We start from the raw sequence: 17,673 nt of genomic DNA on the forward strand, positions 1-17,673 counted from the left end.
CCGGGGTAATGTGAACGCATCCTATGAAGGCGCCGAACGGCGCGTGGGCCGTATAGACCGGCCGGCAGACAGCCGTGCGCATGCCCGATTTCCCGAAGATTTTGGACAGCATTTCGTCATTTTCGTCGATACCGAGGAAGAATTCGACTGGGAACAGCCGTTAAGCCGGGACAATGTATCCGTTACGGCGATGGAAGGCCTTCCGGAAGCCCAGCGCTTCTTTCGCGAGGCCGGGGCACTTCCTGCCTATATGGTCGACTATCCGATCGTCGATAACGATCGCAGCGCGGCCATTATCCGCGAAATGCATGAGCAGGACGGTTGCGAGATCGGCACGCAGTTGCATCCCTGGGTCAATCCACCGTTCCAGGAAGGTCCGGACGACGGCTATACAAGCTTTACCGGAAACCTTCCGCTGGACCTGCAACGCGCCAAGCTGGAGCGATTGACCGCGCGAATCGAGGAGCAGGTCGGCCAGCGACCCACCCTGTACCGCGCCGGTCGATATGGCATCGGCCAACATAGTGCGCGGCTGCTCGAAGCAGCCGGGTATCGGATGGACAGTTCGGCGCGCGCTCTCTTTGATTATTCGGGCGAGGGCGGTCCCGATTTCTCGAAGTTCCTCACTGAGCCTTTTTGGGCGGGGACGTCCCGGAGCCTGCTTGAACTGCCCCTGACATCGACATTTGTCGGCCCGCTTCGAAAATTCGGCATGGGGCTGTTTTCGCTGGGGGATACAATTCCCCTGTGGCGGACATTCCTTGCGCGGACGCGCCTGCTGCAACGCGTTTCGCTGACGCCGGAGGATTATCCTCTCAACCTGGCCCTAGAGGCGATCAGACGGCTGATCGACGATGGCATGCCGGTCATCGGCCTGTCCTATCATTCTCCCTCTGTGGTGCCGGGCCATACGCCCTACGTCCGCGATGCCGCAGACCTTAGGGCCTTTTATGCCTGGTGGGACGGTGTGTTTGAACTCTTTGCGCGCCATGGCGTAACGGCTGTTCGCGCCGCCGAGATTGTTGCCGCGGCCGATCGGGCGCGATCCGGGAGCTGATCTATTCGATCTGTGCAAGATTAGCGGCTTGCCTTGGGCGATTGCCTTTGGCAGTGCGAAGCCGCTGAAACGGTGGGGCCTGTAGCTCAATGGTAGAGCCGGCCGCTCATAACGGCTTGGTTGGGGGTTCGAGTCCCTCCGGGCCCACCAATTCTTTGATTGCTCTTATGCCGTACACGGCCTAAGGGCGCTCTTCCGGTCGGGGAGTGGCGCAGCCTGGTAGCGCATCTGTTTTGGGAACAGAGGGTCGCAGGTTCGAATCCTGTCTCCCCGACCAACTTCAAACATGATCAGAATACGCGCTGAAATCAGGGCGCGCAGAAGTTAACCGGGTACGGCTAGCGATCGTCCGGCCGTTGACCGTTCAGGCAATCGACCAGACATCATTCAGCGTGAATCCGGGCGGATAGCAGGATCCTGAATCTTCTGATTCCCGGTCGAGGAGAGAAAAACGCCGAACGGCGACCAAGCACCGCATCTGAAGCGGTACAAAAAAAGGGCGCCACCCATGGGGTAGCGCCCTTTCTTATTTGTTGGTCAGCTCGAAGGCCAACCGCCAAATTACATTGCGTCTTCAGCGGCTTCTTCGCCTTCAGCAACGGCTTCTTCGCCGGCTTCCATGGCTTCTTCGCCTTCAGCCATTGCTTCTTCGCCTTCAGCCATGGCTTCTTCGCCAGCGGCCATCGCGTCTTCAGCTACTTCTTCCGTTGCTTCAACGGCTTCAGCGCCTTCATCGGCGGTTTCAGTTGCGGTTTCGCCGCATGCGGCCAGCGCGAAAAGGCTGACAGACGCAAGCGCAAAGCTAAGTTTCTTCATTATATGTGCTCCCATAGCATTTAACCAGGGCCTGGCTCTGCGCCAATCCCAGCGCGTCGACATAGCGCCCATTCACGGAACGTCAACTTGTAATTGTGCATGCGTACCGAAATGAGCCGATGCCGATATTGCGGTGCGGAGCGGATTTCTGCCGATTATTCGGTTGTTTGCGGGATTCCCAGGTCGGCCTGACTATTCGACATCACCGATAACATCACTGTCCATGCAGCGACATTCTGTCGCATCTGGGCAGGGTCGATCTTGTCGAGCGTATCGTCTGGCGTGTGGTGCAGATCGAAATAGCGTGTGCCATCCTGTTGCAAATCGATTGCCCATACACCGCCGGCGACCAGCGGACTGGTATCGGCGCCGCCGGTGGCGGGTATCGGGCTGCGGGGAATGCCAAGCGGAGCCAGAAGGCTGGTGATACGGTCTGCATCGCCTGATGCACTGTCCGGCAAATTGAATTCTACGCGCCAAACCCGGTCTGCCCCGAAATCGGATTCGGAAGCGACGGCGTGTTCCGCCGCGGGATGGCGCTCCGCATAGGCACGGGCACCGAACAGCCCGACTTCCTCGGCGCCGGCCCATAACAGCCGGATCGTCCGCCGGGGCTGCGCGCCGCTTTCAAGGATGCGATGTGCGGCGGCGGTAATGATTCCGCACCCTGCGGCATCGTCGAACGCGCCGGTGGCAAGATCCCAGCTGTCGAGATGGCAGGCCGCGATGATCATTGGAGCATCGGGATCGCTGCCGGGTATATCGGCGATGACATTGCCGGATTCCCGATCGCCGAGCCATTGCGGCGTCAGGGTAAGGTGCATGGTGACCGGGCGGCCCAGTGCAACCATCCGTTCGAGATTGTCGGCGTCCGGATTGGAGAGGGCCCCTGCGGGGATCGGAGAAACGCCCTCGGCCCAGTTCGTGCCGCCAGTGTGCGGATTGCGATGATTGTCCGTGCCGACCGAGCGAATCACGATAGCCGCCGCGCCGCGCTCCGACGCCAGCGATGCGGCGAACCAGCGCGCTGGCCCGGCAAAGCCATAGCCGGACCCGTCCTGCGTGCGCATCATATGATGGCCGACATAGACGATCTTTCCATCAAGGCTGCTCATCGGGGCAGCGCGCAGTTGTTCGACGGTCTCGAAAGCAACGATCTCCGCACGAATTCCGGAATCACCTGTCGAAGCGCTGCGGCCGAGCGCTGTTACATGCATGGCCTGGGGGTAGGGCGATACGATTTCGGCCGTTTCTGCGCCGCGTATCCAGGTCGGCATCTGATAGGTTTCGATCGCCACGTTGGAAAAGCCGAGGGCGGTCAGTCGCGCGACGCCCCAGGCACGGGCCCGAGCCTCGGCTTCGGTCCCGGCAAGCCGCGGGCCGATTTCCGTCGTCAGGCCTTCGGTGATTGCATAGGCGAGCGTGTCGCTCTCCATGGCTGCATCGCGCATTGCCGCAATCGCGTCATTGCCGGTTGCATGTGAATTCGTCCGAGACGACACGCTCGTCGCATTTGATTGTGCGAAGGCGGTTGAAGGGAGGGAGGCGAGGGCGCAGAGCGCGGGGAGGATCAGCTTTTTCATGGCTACCGCTTAACGCGGGCTTCCGCGTTTGCCAATTCGTGTCGGCGTCCCTACATCGCGGGCAGATTCCCAATACCCATAATCGGAGCGAAAACGACCCATGGCCGCGCAATATGCCTTCGTCATGAAGGACATGACCAAAACCTTTACCGGCGCGCCGAAGCCGGTGCTGAGCAACATCAACCTGCAATTCTATCAGGGGGCCAAGATCGGTATCGTCGGCCCCAACGGCGCTGGCAAGTCGACCCTGATGAAGATCATGGCCGGTATCGACACCGATTTTTCGGGCGAGGCCTGGCCGGGCGAGAACATCACCGTGGGTTATCTGCCGCAGGAGCCGGAACTCGATCCGGACAAGACTGTACTCGAAAACGTCAAGGATGGCGCTCGCAAAACCGCCGACATGGTGGAGCGCTTCAACCAGATCGGCATGGAAATGGCCGAGGAAGACGCCGATTTCGACGCGCTGAGCACCGAAATGGCCGAATTGCAGGACAAGATCGACGCGGTTGACGGGTGGACGCTCGACAACCAGCTGGAGATCGCGATGGACGCGCTGCGCTGCCCGCCCGGCGACGCCGGCGTGGAAAATCTCTCGGGCGGCGAAAAGCGGCGTATCGCGCTCACGCGCCTGCTGATCGAGAAGCCCAAGATCCTGCTGCTCGATGAACCGACCAACCATCTGGACGCCGAAAGCGTCGCCTGGCTCGAAAACCACCTCAAGGAGTATGAGGGCGCCGTGCTGATGATCACGCACGATCGCTACTTCCTCGACAATGTCGTGGGCTGGATCCTCGAGCTCGATCGCGGCTCCTATTATCCGTACGAAGGCAATTATTCGACCTATCTGGAGAAGAAGGCGAAGCGCATGGCGCAGGAGGACCGCGAGGAAAGCGGCCGCCAGAAGGCGCTGTCCCGCGAGCTCGAATGGATCCGGCAGACGCCCGCCGCCCGCCAGACGAAGTCGAAGGCTCGCATCCGCAAATTCGAACAGCTCCAGGACGAGCAACTCGACCGCAAACCCGGCAAGGCGCAGATCGTGATCCAGGTGCCCGAGCGCCTCGGCGGCAAGGTGATCGAGGCCAAAGGGCTGACCAAGGCCTATGGCGACAAGCTGCTCTTCGAGGATCTCGATTTCATGCTGCCGCCTGGCGGCATCGTTGGCGTGATCGGCCCGAACGGCGCCGGTAAATCCACGCTGTTCAAGATCATCACCGGCCAGGAAGAGCCTGATTCCGGCAAGCTGGAGATCGGCGATACCGTGCGCCTCGGCTATGTCGACCAGAGCCGCGCCGATCTCGACGGTTCCCACAATGTCTGGGAAGAGATTTCCGACGGCCTCGATTACATGAAGGTCAACGGCCACGATGTTTCGACGCGCGCCTATGTCGGCGCGTTCAATTTCAAGGGCCAGGACCAGCAGAAGAATGTCGGCAAGCTATCGGGCGGCGAACGCAACCGCGTCCACATGGCCAAGATGCTGAAAGAGGGCGGCAACGTGCTGCTGCTCGACGAACCGACCAACGATCTCGACGTCGAGACGCTGGGTGCGCTGGAAGAGGCGATCGAGAATTTCCCCGGCTGCGCCGTGGTGATCTCGCACGACCGCTTCTTCCTCGACCGCCTGGCAACGCATATCCTGGCCTTCGAGGGCGACAGCCATGTCGAATGGTTCGAGGGAAACTTCGAGGCCTATGAGGAGGACAAGCGCCAGCGGCTCGGCGACGAGGCGGATAGGCCGCACCGGATGAGCTACAAGAAACTGACGCGGTAGTCCGGCTCACCTCCGTCTTTGCGGCAACATTTCCACAAGTTGCTCGAGGGCAACCGATCCGTCGCCGTCTACGTCCAGCAGGCCATAACGGATATCGGCTGCAATCTGGAATTCTTCGCCGGTCACCCGTCGATCGATATTGCGATCAGCCTGCATTATCGGGTGATGGATTGGAAGCAAACCGAAGCGGGCTGCACCGCCTATCCGGCCTTGCGTTTGAGGCCTGGAGGGGCCGCCGGTTTCGTTCTGCCCGCCGGCGCTTCCTCTCTGGCCGCCGCCGCGTCCTCCTCGTCTGCCTCCTTGGCCGGAACGGCCTGCGCCGCCCGCGCCTTCGCCTCTGCCGCCCTGTCGGCCGCGTGTTCGGTTTCCGCGCCCTGACCAGCGGCTGACAATCTCGGGAAATACTTCCTGTTCGTAATGAGTCACTTCGGGGCCTTGGATATCGCCGTCGCCGTCGCGGTCGAATTCCGCGAAAGCGGCTGCGAAATCGGCCCGAAATTCATCAGCCCGAAGCACGCCGTCACCGTCTGCGTCAGCCTGTCCGAACCATTGCGCGATCGGCGTTGTTGCGGCCTGGGTGTTCCGGAAAGGTTTCCCGGCCGGGCTTACGAATAGCATTGCTCTTTGCGGCAGTCGCTCCGGGTCGAGCCGCGCGTGCTCCGGATGCCCGCTCGAACATGCGGCGACGGTCAGTGCAAACGACGCACCGCCTGCCATAATCGACATTTTCTTCAACATGATAACGCTCCCTCAACATTGTTTGAGGCGGCGGGAGTGCGGGGCGGCAGGTGAACCGCGGATTTATTCTGACCCGAATAATTGTCGCAAATTGTAAGAGGCAGGATGATCTCCCGGATCGCCACTCGCCCATGGCAAACCAGTCGCCATCCTCTGTTTGGTTGGCGACAGTCGGCACATTCACCGCAACCGCTTGACCCAGACCTGTCCATTTGCGCGTTTTTCGGTCTGAAAATTCGGGATCGTCTCGATCAGGTCGCTGAGCCGCGCATAGCCGTAATTGCGGACATCGAAGCTGGAGCGGTTGCCGGCCCGCTGGCCGACTGCGCTTAGCGAGGCATAGCCGTTTTCGTCCCGCTTGGCCGCATCATAGGCGTCGATGAGCAGGGCGACGACTTCTTCGTCCACCGCGCCTTTCTCGCCGTTTGCGCCGCCGCTCTTGCGGTTTTCCGCTTTGATCAGCGCATCGACGTCGATGAAGCGCGTACAGGCCTGTTTGAAGGCGTCGGGCGTCTTGGCGCTGCCGAAGCCGTAGACGGGGAGGCCGTCCTGCCGGATGCGCATCGCCATCGGCATGAAATCGCTATCCGACGACATGATCCCGAACCCGTCTACCCGTTCCGAATACAGCAAATCCATCGCGTCGATCGTCATCTTCATGTCGGTGGCGTTCTTGCCCTTGGTGAGGTCGAACTGCTGCTGCGGTTCGATGCCGTAGCGGTGCAGCTTGTCGACCCAGTTCTTCAGCGCCTGTTTGCGCCAGTTGCCATAAGCACGCCGGATATTGACCGTGCCGAGTTCGGCGAGCACCGTCAGCACCGGATCGATACCCTGGTGCGAGGCGTTGTCGGCATCGATCAACAGCGCGATGTTGGAACTGTAGCGGCTGTGCTCGTCGGGCATGGTTTTTGATCCTTGGTCAGGCGGTTCGCGCAGCACGAGCGCGTTCGAAGGTTTGCGTGATGGTGTCGGCGGGCTGGCGTCCGAACAGGCTGACGAGGATCGCCACGAGGCCACAGACGATGAAGCCGGGGACGATCTCGTAGATCAGCGACGATAACGTAGCACCATTGGCGAGCACGGGCGTGTAGATCCAGAACAGCACGGTGGCCGCGCCGGCGATCATGCCGAATAGCGCGCCGTTGCGCGTCATCCGGTTCCAGGTAAGGCTGAGCAGGATGATCGGGCCGAACGCCGCGCCGAATCCGGCCCAGGCGTTGCTGACCAGGCCGAGGACATTGCTGTTGGGGTTATAGGCGAGCGCGATGGCGACCAGGCTCACCGCGACCACGGAGAGCCGGCCGATAAGTACCAGTTCCTTCTGGCTCGCCTCCTTGCGCAGGAAGATGCCGTAGAAATCCTCGGTCAGCGAACTCGACGAGACGAGCAGCTGCGAGGAAATGGTGCTCATGATCGCGGCGAGGATGGCGGCGAGCAGGAAGCCAGCGATCAGCGGGTGGAACAGGATCTGCGAGAGAATGATGAAGATCGTCTCCGGATCGTCCACGGCCAGCCCGTTTTGCGTGGCATAGGCCAGGCCGATCAGGCCCGTGGCGAGTGCGCCGACGATTGTGACGCCCATCCAGGTCATGCCGATATTGCGCGCCCGAGGCACATCCTGGACGCTGCGGATCGCCATGAAACGGACGATGATATGGGGCTGGCCGAAATAGCCAAGGCCCCACGCCATGGCGGAGATGATGCCGACAAGCGTTACGCCGCCGAACAGGTCGGTGAGGTTGGGATCGATCGCGTTGAGGGTCGTTCCGAGTCCTTCCATGCCGCCAACATCGGTCAGGGCAACGACAGGCACCAGCACAAGCGCGACGAACATGATGCAGCCTTGGACAAAATCGGTCATGCTGACCGCGAGGAACCCGCCGAACAGCGTATAGACGACGACCACGCCCGCCGTGATCCAGAGGCCCAGCGCATAATCCGCCCCGAAGGCGCTTTCGAACAGCTTCCCGCCCGCAACGACGCCGCTTGACGTGTAGAGCGTGAAGAAAATGACGATGACGATGGAGGAGATGATGCGCAGCAGCCGGGTTTTATCCTCGAAGCGTTTCTCGAAATAATCGGGAATGGTGATGGCGTCATCGGCGATCTCGGTATGAACACGGAGGCGCGGCGCAACGATCACCCAGTTCAGAAATGCACCGATAAACAGGCCGATCGCGATCCAGCTCGCGCTGAGGCCGGAGACATACATTGCGCCCGGCAGCCCGAGCAGCATCCAGCCGGACATATCGGAGGCGCCCGCTGACAGGGAGGCAACTGCGGGACTGAGCTTGCGCCCGCCCAGCATATAACCGGAAACATCGTCCGTGGTCGTCCGCCACGCGTAAAACCCGATACCGAGCATGAGGATGAAATAGAGGGCGAGGGAGATCAGTTGTCCGGTTTGCATCGCGACCGTTTAGCAGCTGATTACGCCGCTGCTAACCACCAGTCTGTGGACGAACCGGATTTGCCTGTGGCCCGGTGCGTCAAGCGGGCTGGAAATCGCCGTTCGTCTCGTCGAGCAGGTGCAGCTTTCCGCTGCTGATGGCGAACCAGGAGCCGCGCAAGGCCAGCCGGTTGTCGGCTTCCCTTTCGGCGACGAAGGGGAAACTGCGCAAGTTGGAAAGGCTGGTCTTCACCGCCTCATGCTCCATTGCGTGAAGCGCCTCTTCGCCTTCGGTACCATGGTTGTGCACCACTGCTTCGCGGGCCTTGTCGAGCAGGCCGATCCAGTCGGCAATGAAACCGCCATGGCCGGGTTGCGTCCCTGCGAAACTGGCGCTTAGTGCTGCCTGGCAGCCACCGCACAGGCCATGGCCCATTACAACGACTTCTTCGACTTCGAGCTGGGTAACGGCAAATTCGAGTGCGGCGGAAACGCCGTGATACCCGCCGCCTGTCTCATAGGGCGGGACGAGAGCGGCTACATTGCGCACCACGAAGATTTCGCCCGGCGAAACGTCGAAAATCTGCGCCGGGTCCACCCGGCTGTCCGAACAGGCAATGATCATCACTTTGGGGCTCTGGCCGTGCGACAGTTCGGCCCAGCGTTCGCGCTGCGCGGTCCAGCCATTTTTGCGAAAGCGGTGGTAGCCGCGGACGAGATCTGCAAATCGGGTCATGGCCGCATGATTGGCAGAGCCGGAAAGGGGTAGCAAGCCCGCTTGTCCATCGCTATCTGGAGCCCATGACCGAGCCGCTACCGATCGCCAAGCCCGAACGCCGCCGCAAGCCGGACTGGATCCGCGTCAAGGCGCCGATGGGCGAGACATTCAACGAGACGCGCAAGCTGATGCGCGAGCTTAACCTCAACACTGTGTGCGAAGAGGCCGCCTGCCCGAATATCGGCGAATGCTGGTCGAAAAAACATGCCACGGTGATGATTCTCGGCGACGTCTGCACACGGGCATGCGCCTTCTGCAATGTGAAAACCGGAATGCCGGCGATGGTCGACGCCCAGGAACCGCAGCATACGGCCGATGCGGCGGCGGCGCTGGGTCTGGAACACATTGTTGTGACCTCGGTCGATCGAGACGATCTGCCGGATGGCGGGGCAAGCCAGTTCGTGAAGGTGATAGAGGCGCTGCGCCGGACCACACCGAAAACGACAATCGAGATTTTGACGCCCGATTTTCGCAACAAATCCGAAGCTGCGGTCGAAGCGATCGTTGCCGCCCGGCCCGATGTCTACAACCATAATCTGGAGACGGTGCCGCGGCTTTATCCGACGATCCGCCCCGGGGCCCGCTATTATGCGTCGCTCAGGCTGCTCGAACAGGTCAAACGCCACGATCCCTCGATCTTCACGAAATCGGGCGTGATGCTCGGCCTCGGCGAAGAGCGGATGGAAGTGCATCAGGTGATGGACGATATGCGCTCTGCCGGCGTCGATTTCCTGACCATGGGCCAGTATCTCCAGCCGACTCCCAAACATACCAAAGTTATCGATTTCGTCAGCCCGCAGGCTTTTGATTCCTATGCCGCAATAGCGCGGGCCAAGGGTTTCCTGCTCGTGGCCTCTAGCCCGCTCACCCGGTCAAGCTATCATGCCGGCGACGATTTCGAGAAACTGCGCGCCGCCCGCGAAGCGCAACTGGCAAAGGCCTGAGACGAGCATTCATGCCGCGCCATAACGAAACCCGGCACGTTCCCTACACAGCCGAACAGATGTTCGATCTGGTGGCCGATGTAGGGCGTTATTCGGAATTTCTGCCCTGGGTTGTCGCTACGCGCATCCGCACGAATAGCGAGGCGGAAATGGTGGCCGATCTTGTGGTCGGATTCAAATCCTTGCGGGAAACATTTACGTCCAAGGTAAACAAGAACCGCCCCGGCCGGATCGCGGTCGACTATCTCGATGGGCCGCTCAAATATCTGCACAATGAATGGCATTTTCGCAATGACGGGAAAGGCGGTTGTGAGATCGACTTTTCTGTCGATTTCTCCTTTCGCAGCCGCGTGTTCGAAAGCCTTGCCGGCCAGGTGTTCGACCGGGCGCTTAGGAAAATGACCGACAGTTTCGAGGCGCGGGCCGATGCCCTTTACGGTGCGGGGGAGGCGGGTGTTTCCGGCAGCAGCAGTTCGAGCGCCCACAACGCAGCCTGAAGGCGAATGCCTGCGCGGCCGCGATTGGCGAAAAGTTTCTGGTCAGCATCGAGCTCATCGGGGTCAACGCCGCGCTCGGCTCTTGCGAATACCACGGTGCCGACCGGCTTTAACTCCGACCCGCCGCCTGGCCCCGCAATTCCGGTAATTGCGACAACGACATCGGCATTGCTGTGTTTGAGCGCGCCCAGCGCCATCGCCCAGGCGACGGCGGGCGAAACGGCGCCGAACGTGTCGATGATGCCTTCATGAACGCCCAACAGGCTCATTTTGGCCTCGTCCGCATAGGTCACGAAACTCGCTTCGAAAACGTCGGACGAGCCGGGAATTTCGGTCAGGGCTGCCGCCACGATTCCGCCGGTGCAGCTTTCCGCAATGGCGATACGTCGCCCCGCAGCACGATTGGCTTCGATTACCGCACGCGCTTTTTCGGCCAGTTCTACTGGCAGAAGCGTTGCCATGTCCGTCATTGTCGTCCCTAAGCTGCGCTGCAGATGGAAAATGGCCGTGGGCTGCCCTCGTCATCGTCCGGGCCGCCCAGCTCGATTAGCAAAACGAGCAGACTCGAGAAATTACGCGGGGGCAGGGGCTCCAACACTGTGAAGACCCGGTTCGCGATGGGGCAGCTTGAGGCGTCCATTGCCTCGGCCATCGCGACGGCAATGCCCATCTCGAAGATGCCCAGCACGAGTTCACCACCTGAATCGCTATCAAGCGCGCCAGCTGACTCTCCATCGTCCAATATACGCAGGGCTATACCGGCTGCCTGTGGACGGGCAGCATCGGCGGCCGAAGTATATCGCTCGCTGAGCAACTGGCTGCGCGCAATGAGGTCTGCATTGGCAGGCAGGAAAGAGCCGCATTGTTCACTGACATTGGTGATGAGGCTCGGCAATATGGCCTGTACCATCGTCTCGGCTTCGGCGTTGGTCAGGCAGGCTTGCTGGGCGGCGGCCTGTGTCGACAGCCCCAGCAGCGCTACGCTCGCAACAAATTTCTTAAACCGCATGTTATTCCTCCATTGTGCCGAGAGTGGCTATGGCCTGCGCGGCGATGCCTTCTCCGCGCCCGGCAAAGCCGAGCTTCTCCGTCGTGGTCGCTTTCACGCTGACAGATTTTTCCGGAATCGCAAGGATGTCGGCAATCCGGGTGCGCATGGCGGCGCGATGCGGACCGATTTTCGGCGCCTCGCAGATAAGGGTGACATCGACATGGTGGATCACGGCCTTTTGTGCGGAGGCCAGATCGCGCGCATGCATCAGAAAACGATCAGAGGGAGCGCCTTTCCATTGTGCATCGCTTGGCGGGAAATGATCGCCAATATCGCCTTCACTCAGCGCGCCGAGGATCGCATCGGTCAGCGCATGCAGCCCGACATCGGCATCCGAGTGCCCGGCAAGGGCGCGGTCATGCGGAATCCGCACACCGCACAGCCAGACATGATCGCCCTCGGTAAAAGCATGAACATCATAACCAAGGCCGGTGCGGGCGATGATAGGGGCGGGCATCGCGAAATCCTCTGCAAAGGTGATTTTCTTGAGCGCGGGATCGCCTTCGACAAGATCGACCTTGTGGCCGACTGCGCGGGCGATGGCGGCATCGTCTGTTGCCGGCTCTGTCTCTGCCCATGCGCGATGGGCGGAGAGAATGATGTCAAAGTGAAAGGCCTGCGGTGTCTGGATCGCCACAAACTCAGATCGGTCGACGGTGGTCCCGTCGGTCCGGGCGATGCTGTCGACTACGGGAAGAGCGGGCACCGCGCCGCTTGCTGATCCGAGTGCATCGATCAGGCGATCGATCACGGCCATTGGCGTAAAGGGCCGGGCGGCGTCGTGGATCAGCACGATATCGGCGCCGTCCGTTGCTGCAATTTCTTCCAGGCCTTTGCGCACGGATTCTTGCCGGGTCGCTCCGCCTGTTACCGGTGGATCCAGTTCACGTTCTCCAATCGCGTCCCGATAGGTGGCTTCCTGTCCTTCGCCGATAACGACACGAATGCTGCTTATTGCGGCATGGTTCGCAAAAGCATCGATGGCGTGGGCGAGCACTGCCTTGCCGCGGAGGGGGCGATATTGTTTCGGGTGCTCACCGCCCGCGCGCTGGCCTGTTCCGGCGGCGACGATCAGGGTGACTATGCGAGATTGGTCGGGCATCGGAACCGCCTTAGCCGAGCCCCGACTTGCCCGCCAACGCCTTTATCCCTAGATGCGCGCCAGATATCAAAAATGTAGCGAAAAACGTAACGCAAAGGCCGAATGACGCAACTTGCCCCGATCTCTGTTGGTCCGCTGACCATTGAAACGCCAGTCATCCTGGCGCCGATGACGGGCGTGACCGACCGGCCGTTTCGGCGGCTTGTACGTCGTTATGGTTCCGGCCTGAACGTTACCGAGATGATCGCCAGCCATGCGATGATCCGCGAAACCCGCCAGTCGCTGCAAAAGGCCTCCTGGGATCCGATCGAGGAACCGGTATCGATGCAGCTTGCCGGGTGCGAGCCGGATGTGATGGCGGATGCCGCGCGTCTGAACGAAGATCGCGGTGCGGCGATTATCGATATCAATATGGGTTGCCCGGTGAAGAAGGTCGTCAATGGCGATGCGGGATCGGCACTGATGCGCGATTTGCCGCTCGCGGCCTCCCTGATCGAAGCCACCGTGAAGGCCGTGAAAGTCCCGGTGACGGTGAAGATGCGGACGGGTTGGGACGATTCCAGCCGCAATGCGGCTGAGCTCGCCCATATCGCCGAAGATCTGGGGGCGCAGCTGATCACGGTCCATGGACGCACCCGGTGCCAGATGTATCGGGGCCATGCCGACTGGGCCTTTGTTGCCGAGGTGAAGCAGGCCGTATCGCTGCCGGTGATCGTCAATGGCGATATATGTTCAATCGAAGACGCGGAAGAGGCGTTACGCCTGTCCGGCGCGGACGGTGTGATGGTGGGGCGCGGTGCCTATGGAAAACCGTGGCTTCTCAGCCAGATGATGCATTGGTTCAAAACCGGGGAACGCAGCGCCGATCCGTCGCTCGATGAGCAGTATCGCGTGATCGCCGGCCATTACCGGGATATGCTCGATCTTTATGGTGCCGATGTCGGCGTCAAGGTCGCGCGCAAGCATATTGGCTGGTATACGAAAGGCCTTCCCGGGTCGGCCGAATTCCGCAACCGGGCCAATCAGGAAAACGACCCCGAGCAGGTGCTTCAGATGCTGGCCGATTTCTTCGGTCCCGCCATATCGCAAGCCGCAGCCTGAGAATCCCCGGCTAAAGGTCCCCGGTACGATAATTATCGAATTTGCGACAGACCGCCCGCTGGCAGCGCCATTAGGCGGCCATAGTATGGGAAAACTGTGTTTTCTATGCAACGCAACTGTGTTAGCCGTGCAACTATGGCGACCAATGCTGTTTCAGACGATCTGATGGACGAAGAGGGCGGTCTGGACGGCCTGCGCCGTAAGAGCTGGTTCATGCCGTCGATCGAGCTGGTTACGCTCGGCACCTTCCTCGCCATGGTCGCGCTCAGCTATTTCATCCTGACGCGGCAGGGCTCTGACGATCTGTTCCTCACCCCGTTTCTGACCGCGCTTTTGCTCGTATCCCTTCTGGTGCCGGCGATGTTCCTGATGGTTCTGGTCGCTCGCCGGATAGCCCAGCGCCGGGCCGCGCTTTCTCCCATAGGGGGCAAGGGCAAGCTGCATGTCCGTCTCGTGGCGCTTTTTTCCGGCATTGCGGCGGTACCGACCCTGCTGGTTGTGATCTTCGCTTCGCTGTTGTTCCAATATGGTGTCGAATTCTGGTTCTCCGAACGGGCGCGCGATACGCTGGAAAATGCCGGCAGTCTTGCGCAGGATTTCTATCTGGAAAGCCTGGAAGAGGTTGAAGCCGAAACCCGCACGATGGCGGCCGATCTCGCGCCGCTGGTCGAGGGTTCCGCATTCGAAACGGCGGAATTCGTCGAGAATTTCGCTTTCCAGGTTTATGCCCGCGAACTGTCCGATGCGGCGATTTTCACGGTCGGCGAGAATGGCGATGTGCGCACCGTCGCCCTTGTCAATCCGGACGACAGTTCGATGGAAACCCGCCTGACGGCATCGCTGTTGGCGACGCTGGACGTGGAACGCCAATCGGCTGTCAACGATGCCGGGGATCGGTTCGAGGCACTGGCCCGCTTTGGCGAAGGGTCCCCCTATCTCATATACGCATCCCGGGCATCCGATCCGCAAATGCAGCGCCAGACGGAACGCGCCCAGGCGATTCTCAACGATTATGACGAGTTGATAGATCGCGGCAAAGCCATGCAATTGCGCTTCAACGCCGCACTGCTGCTGATTTCGTTGCTGATTGTCGCTGCCGCGATCTGGATCGCGCTTACGGTTGCGGACCGGCTTGTCCGCCCGGTGGGGGCGTTGGTCGACGCCGCACGCAAAATTGCGGACGGCGATCTTTCGACACGGGTTGCCGAACCGGAAGCCCGCGACGAGATCGGCACCCTGGCAAGCGCTTTCAATGGCATGACCAGCCGGCTTGAGGAGCAGACGGGAGCCCTGGTGCTTGCCAACGACCAGCTCGACAGCCGCCGGGCCTTCACGGAAGCTGTCCTGTCCAGCGTCACGGCCGGCGTCGTTTCCGTGGATAGCGATCGCCGCGTTCGATTGATAAACCGCTCAGCGGCGGAACTGATGGAAGCGGATCAGCAGGCGGTGATGGGGCAGTGCCTGCGCGACATTGCGCCCGAGCTCGACCGGCTGATCGACGACGGGCCGAGCACGAGAGAGATCCAGATGACCAGCGGTGGAGAGCCGCGCACCCTGGCCGTGACCCTGGTGGAAGACCAAGGCGGCCATGTGCTGACCTTCGACGATATTACCCAGCAATTGCTGGATCAGCGCCGGGCCGCATGGTCGGACGTTGCAAGGCGGATCGCCCATGAAATCAAAAACCCGCTGACCCCGATCCAGCTGGCCGCCGAGCGGTTGCAGAGGCGTTTCGGCGCGGCGGCCGACCCCGATAGCGGTGTGTTCTCCAAACTGACCGAAACGATTGTCCGGCAGGTCGGCGATCTGCGGCGCATGGTCGACGAATTTTCGTCTTTCGCCCGGATGCCCAAGCCAATTTTCCGGGATGAATCCATCGTCGATATCTGCCGCCAGGCAATTTTCCTGCATGAGGTTGCGCATCCCGAGATCGCATTCACTCAGGCGGCCGAGGCCGATCTGCCTCCGCTCGTTTGTGACCGTCGCCAACTGGGCCAGGCGCTGACCAATGTTGTTAAAAATGCCGTCGAAGCGGTCGAACAAAAACACGGGGAGGGCGAAGAAGGCGGTATCGTGAAGCTTTCGATAGCGCGAAATGGCGGCCGGATTATCGTCGATGTGGAAGATAATGGCGTTGGTCTGCCTGCGGAACGGGAGCGGCTGACCGAACCCTATATGACAACCCGTGAGCGCGGCACGGGCCTGGGCCTCGCCATTGTAAAGAAGATTGTCGAGGAGCATTTCGGCACGATTGCATTTTCCGACAGGAAAGAGGGCGGAACCCGCGTCCGCGTCACGCTTGATATGGAAGCGCTCGCTCCGCTCAAGGATACGACGCCGAGCGCTCCCGATGAAGGGGACCGCTTGTTCCAACTAACGCGTAACGATGAGGAGACACGCTGATGTCACTCGATATTCTGGTGGTCGATGACGAAGCAGATATTTGCGATCTTGTCGCCGGAGTCCTTGAAGATGAAGGCTATGAAGCGCGTACGGCGCGCAGCAGCGATGCCGCGCTTGCCGCGCTTGAGGAGCGACGTCCGTCGCTTGTCCTGCTTGATGTCTGGCTCCAGGGCTCCAAACTCGATGGACTGGAGCTTCTGGACGAAATCAAGCAACGGGATCCCAGCATTCCCGTGCTGATGATTTCAGGCCATGGCAATATCGATACTGCCGTAGCCGCCATCCGCCGGGGCGCTGTCGATTTTATTGAAAAACCTTTCGAGGCTGAACGATTGCTGCATCTGGTGGCACGGGCGACGGAGACGGACCGGCTGCGCCGCGAAAATGAATCGCTGAAGGCCAGAATAGGGGAAGAAGACGAGCTCAACGGCAATTCAAGCGCAATCAACAGTGTACGGGCCACATTGAAGCGTGTTGCCGGCACCGGGAGCCGGGTGCTCATCACGGGCCCGGCAGGGGTAGGAAAAGAAGTTGCTGCGCGGTTGCTCCACAGCTGGAGTGGGCGCGCCAAAGCGCCTTTCGTCGTGGTCAGCGCAGCCCGCATGACGACCGAGCGCGTCGAAGAAGAATTATTCGGGACCGAAGATGAAAACGGCCCACGCCCCGGCCTTCTCGAACAGGCACATGGCGGTACGCTGTTTCTCGATGAGATCGGCGACATGCCGCTTACGGCGCAGGGTCGTATCTTGCGCGTTCTGACCGACCAGCGTTTCAACCGGATCGGCGGCCAGCGGCTTGTAAATGTGGATGTGCGGGTAATTTCGGCGACGGCGCGCGATCTGGAGACGGAAATCGCCGAAGGTCGGTTCCGCGAAGACCTGTTTTACAGGCTCAATGTCGTGCCGGTTCACCTTCCGCCGCTTGCGGAACGTCGGGAGGATATCCCGCCTCTGGTCGAACATTTTGCGGCGCGTTATGCAGCAGAGCGGCGTGTTGCCAATCCCGGGATTTCAGACGAGGCGATTGCGGCGATGCAGGCCTATGAATGGCCGGGCAATGTTCGCCAGTTGCGCAACATTGTCGAGCGCACAATCATCCTTGCGCCCGGCGACCGCATCGAGCGCATCGATGTCGATATGCTGCCATCGGAGATCCTGGAGGACCAGATGCAGATCGCGCCGGACAAGGGCGCCCGGGCGATCATGGGAACGCCGCTGCGTGAGGCGCGCGAAACCTTCGAGCGCGAATATTTACGTGTGCAGATCCGGCGGTTTTCGGGAAATATTTCCCGCACGGCCACCTTCATCGGCATGGAACGCTCGGCATTGCATCGCAAGCTCAAGACATTGGGCCTCAACGAAAATAAGAAGAACAACAACTGATTGAAGTAGAGTGGCTTCCAACCTACATTTGCAAGAGAGGCGGGTCGCCGCCTTGTCG

Annotated in this window: 16 protein-coding genes and 2 tRNA genes; 9 read left to right on the top strand and 9 right to left on the bottom strand. The window is 60.7% G+C overall.

Annotated elements, in window-relative coordinates:
- Positions 1–10 precede the first annotated feature (10 nt).
- The 3 genes from DFR46_RS02755 to DFR46_RS02765 all read left to right on the top strand — a co-directional run bounded on the left by DFR46_RS02755 (position 11) and on the right by DFR46_RS02765 (position 1,334).
- A complete protein-coding gene (locus tag DFR46_RS02755; RefSeq protein WP_147297601.1) occupies positions 11–1,057 on the top strand; it encodes a polysaccharide deacetylase family protein in 1,047 nt (348 codons plus the stop codon).
- 75 nt (positions 1,058–1,132) lie between these two features.
- Positions 1,133–1,207, top strand: a tRNA-Ile gene (locus tag DFR46_RS02760).
- A 50-nt stretch (positions 1,208–1,257) separates the two neighbouring features.
- Positions 1,258–1,334: transfer RNA gene (locus DFR46_RS02765), tRNA-Pro, on the top strand.
- Positions 1,335–1,618: 284 nt separating this feature from the next.
- Here the strand turns inward: DFR46_RS02765 and DFR46_RS02770 are convergent.
- Complete coding sequence (locus tag DFR46_RS02770; protein WP_116235068.1) at positions 1,619–1,873, bottom strand: hypothetical protein; 255 nt, start codon at positions 1,871–1,873, stop codon at positions 1,619–1,621.
- Positions 1,874–2,028: 155 nt separating this feature from the next.
- On the bottom strand, positions 2,029–3,456 hold the full coding sequence (locus DFR46_RS02775) for a M20/M25/M40 family metallo-hydrolase (protein WP_116235069.1): 1,428 nt from the start codon (positions 3,454–3,456) through the stop codon (positions 2,029–2,031).
- A 100-nt stretch (positions 3,457–3,556) separates the two neighbouring features.
- Between DFR46_RS02775 and ettA the strand changes: the two genes are divergently transcribed.
- The gene (gene ettA / locus DFR46_RS02780) at positions 3,557–5,230 is read left to right on the top strand and encodes an energy-dependent translational throttle protein EttA (RefSeq protein ID WP_116235070.1); all 1,674 of its coding nucleotides are present in this window, start codon (positions 3,557–3,559) and stop codon (positions 5,228–5,230) included.
- Positions 5,231–5,236: 6 nt separating this feature from the next.
- On the opposite strand, the gene DFR46_RS14750 is transcribed toward ettA, so the two are convergent.
- From DFR46_RS14750 to DFR46_RS02800, 4 genes are all read right to left on the bottom strand, one after another.
- Positions 5,237–5,968: a hypothetical protein gene (locus DFR46_RS14750; RefSeq protein ID WP_162843380.1), complete on the bottom strand. Its 732-nt coding sequence runs from the start codon at positions 5,966–5,968 to the stop codon at positions 5,237–5,239.
- Between the two features lie 180 nt (positions 5,969–6,148).
- Positions 6,149–6,871 carry an NYN domain-containing protein gene (locus tag DFR46_RS02790; RefSeq protein WP_116237111.1) on the bottom strand — a complete coding sequence of 241 codons (723 nt, stop codon included), beginning with the start codon at positions 6,869–6,871 and terminating at the stop codon, positions 6,149–6,151.
- 16 nt (positions 6,872–6,887) lie between these two features.
- Positions 6,888–8,378, bottom strand: a complete 1,491-nt coding sequence (putP, locus tag DFR46_RS02795; RefSeq protein ID WP_116235072.1) for a sodium/proline symporter PutP — start codon at positions 8,376–8,378, stop codon at positions 6,888–6,890.
- 79 nt (positions 8,379–8,457) lie between these two features.
- A complete protein-coding gene (locus DFR46_RS02800; RefSeq protein ID WP_116235073.1) occupies positions 8,458–9,093 on the bottom strand; it encodes a carbonic anhydrase in 636 nt (211 codons plus the stop codon).
- A gap of 65 nt (positions 9,094–9,158) precedes the next feature.
- On the opposite strand from DFR46_RS02800, the gene lipA reads away from it, so the two are divergent.
- Both lipA and DFR46_RS02810 read left to right on the top strand, forming a co-directional pair.
- Positions 9,159–10,079, top strand: a complete 921-nt coding sequence (gene lipA / locus DFR46_RS02805; RefSeq protein ID WP_116235074.1) for a lipoyl synthase — start codon at positions 9,159–9,161, stop codon at positions 10,077–10,079.
- 11 nt (positions 10,080–10,090) lie between these two features.
- Positions 10,091–10,576 carry a type II toxin-antitoxin system RatA family toxin gene (locus DFR46_RS02810; protein WP_116235075.1) on the top strand — a complete coding sequence of 162 codons (486 nt, stop codon included), beginning with the start codon at positions 10,091–10,093 and terminating at the stop codon, positions 10,574–10,576.
- On the opposite strand, the gene DFR46_RS02815 is transcribed toward DFR46_RS02810, so the two are convergent.
- Genes DFR46_RS02815 through DFR46_RS02825 form a run of 3 tightly spaced genes read right to left on the bottom strand, consistent with a single transcriptional unit; the run spans position 10,513 to position 12,729 of the window.
- Entirely contained in the window at positions 10,513–11,037 is a 525-nt protein-coding gene (locus tag DFR46_RS02815; RefSeq protein ID WP_425453153.1) for a CinA family protein, read from the bottom strand. The two genes, DFR46_RS02810 and DFR46_RS02815, sit on opposite strands and share 64 nt — an antisense overlap.
- A gap of 17 nt (positions 11,038–11,054) precedes the next feature.
- Positions 11,055–11,585: a hypothetical protein gene (locus tag DFR46_RS02820; RefSeq protein WP_116235077.1), complete on the bottom strand. Its 531-nt coding sequence runs from the start codon at positions 11,583–11,585 to the stop codon at positions 11,055–11,057.
- A gap of 1 nt (position 11,586) precedes the next feature.
- A complete protein-coding gene (locus tag DFR46_RS02825; protein ID WP_116235078.1) occupies positions 11,587–12,729 on the bottom strand; it encodes a bifunctional 2-C-methyl-D-erythritol 4-phosphate cytidylyltransferase/2-C-methyl-D-erythritol 2,4-cyclodiphosphate synthase in 1,143 nt (380 codons plus the stop codon).
- 102 nt (positions 12,730–12,831) lie between these two features.
- On the opposite strand from DFR46_RS02825, the gene dusB reads away from it, so the two are divergent.
- The 3 genes from dusB to ntrX all read left to right on the top strand — a co-directional run bounded on the left by dusB (position 12,832) and on the right by ntrX (position 17,615).
- Positions 12,832–13,830, top strand: a complete 999-nt coding sequence (dusB, locus tag DFR46_RS02830) for a tRNA dihydrouridine synthase DusB (protein WP_116235079.1) — start codon at positions 12,832–12,834, stop codon at positions 13,828–13,830.
- 135 nt (positions 13,831–13,965) lie between these two features.
- Positions 13,966–16,233, top strand: coding sequence for a sensor histidine kinase NtrY-like (locus tag DFR46_RS02835; protein WP_245953633.1), 2,268 nt, complete (start codon positions 13,966–13,968; stop codon positions 16,231–16,233).
- Positions 16,233–17,615 (top strand): nitrogen assimilation response regulator NtrX, encoded by a 1,383-nt coding sequence (ntrX, locus tag DFR46_RS02840; protein ID WP_116235080.1) that lies wholly within the window; start codon positions 16,233–16,235, stop codon positions 17,613–17,615. Before DFR46_RS02835 ends, ntrX begins: the two co-directional genes overlap by 1 nt.
- Positions 17,616–17,673: the final 58 nt, after the last annotated feature.

It is taken from the genome of Parasphingopyxis lamellibrachiae (genome assembly GCF_003385775.1).
GTDB lineage: Bacteria > Pseudomonadota > Alphaproteobacteria > Sphingomonadales > Sphingomonadaceae > Parasphingopyxis > Parasphingopyxis lamellibrachiae.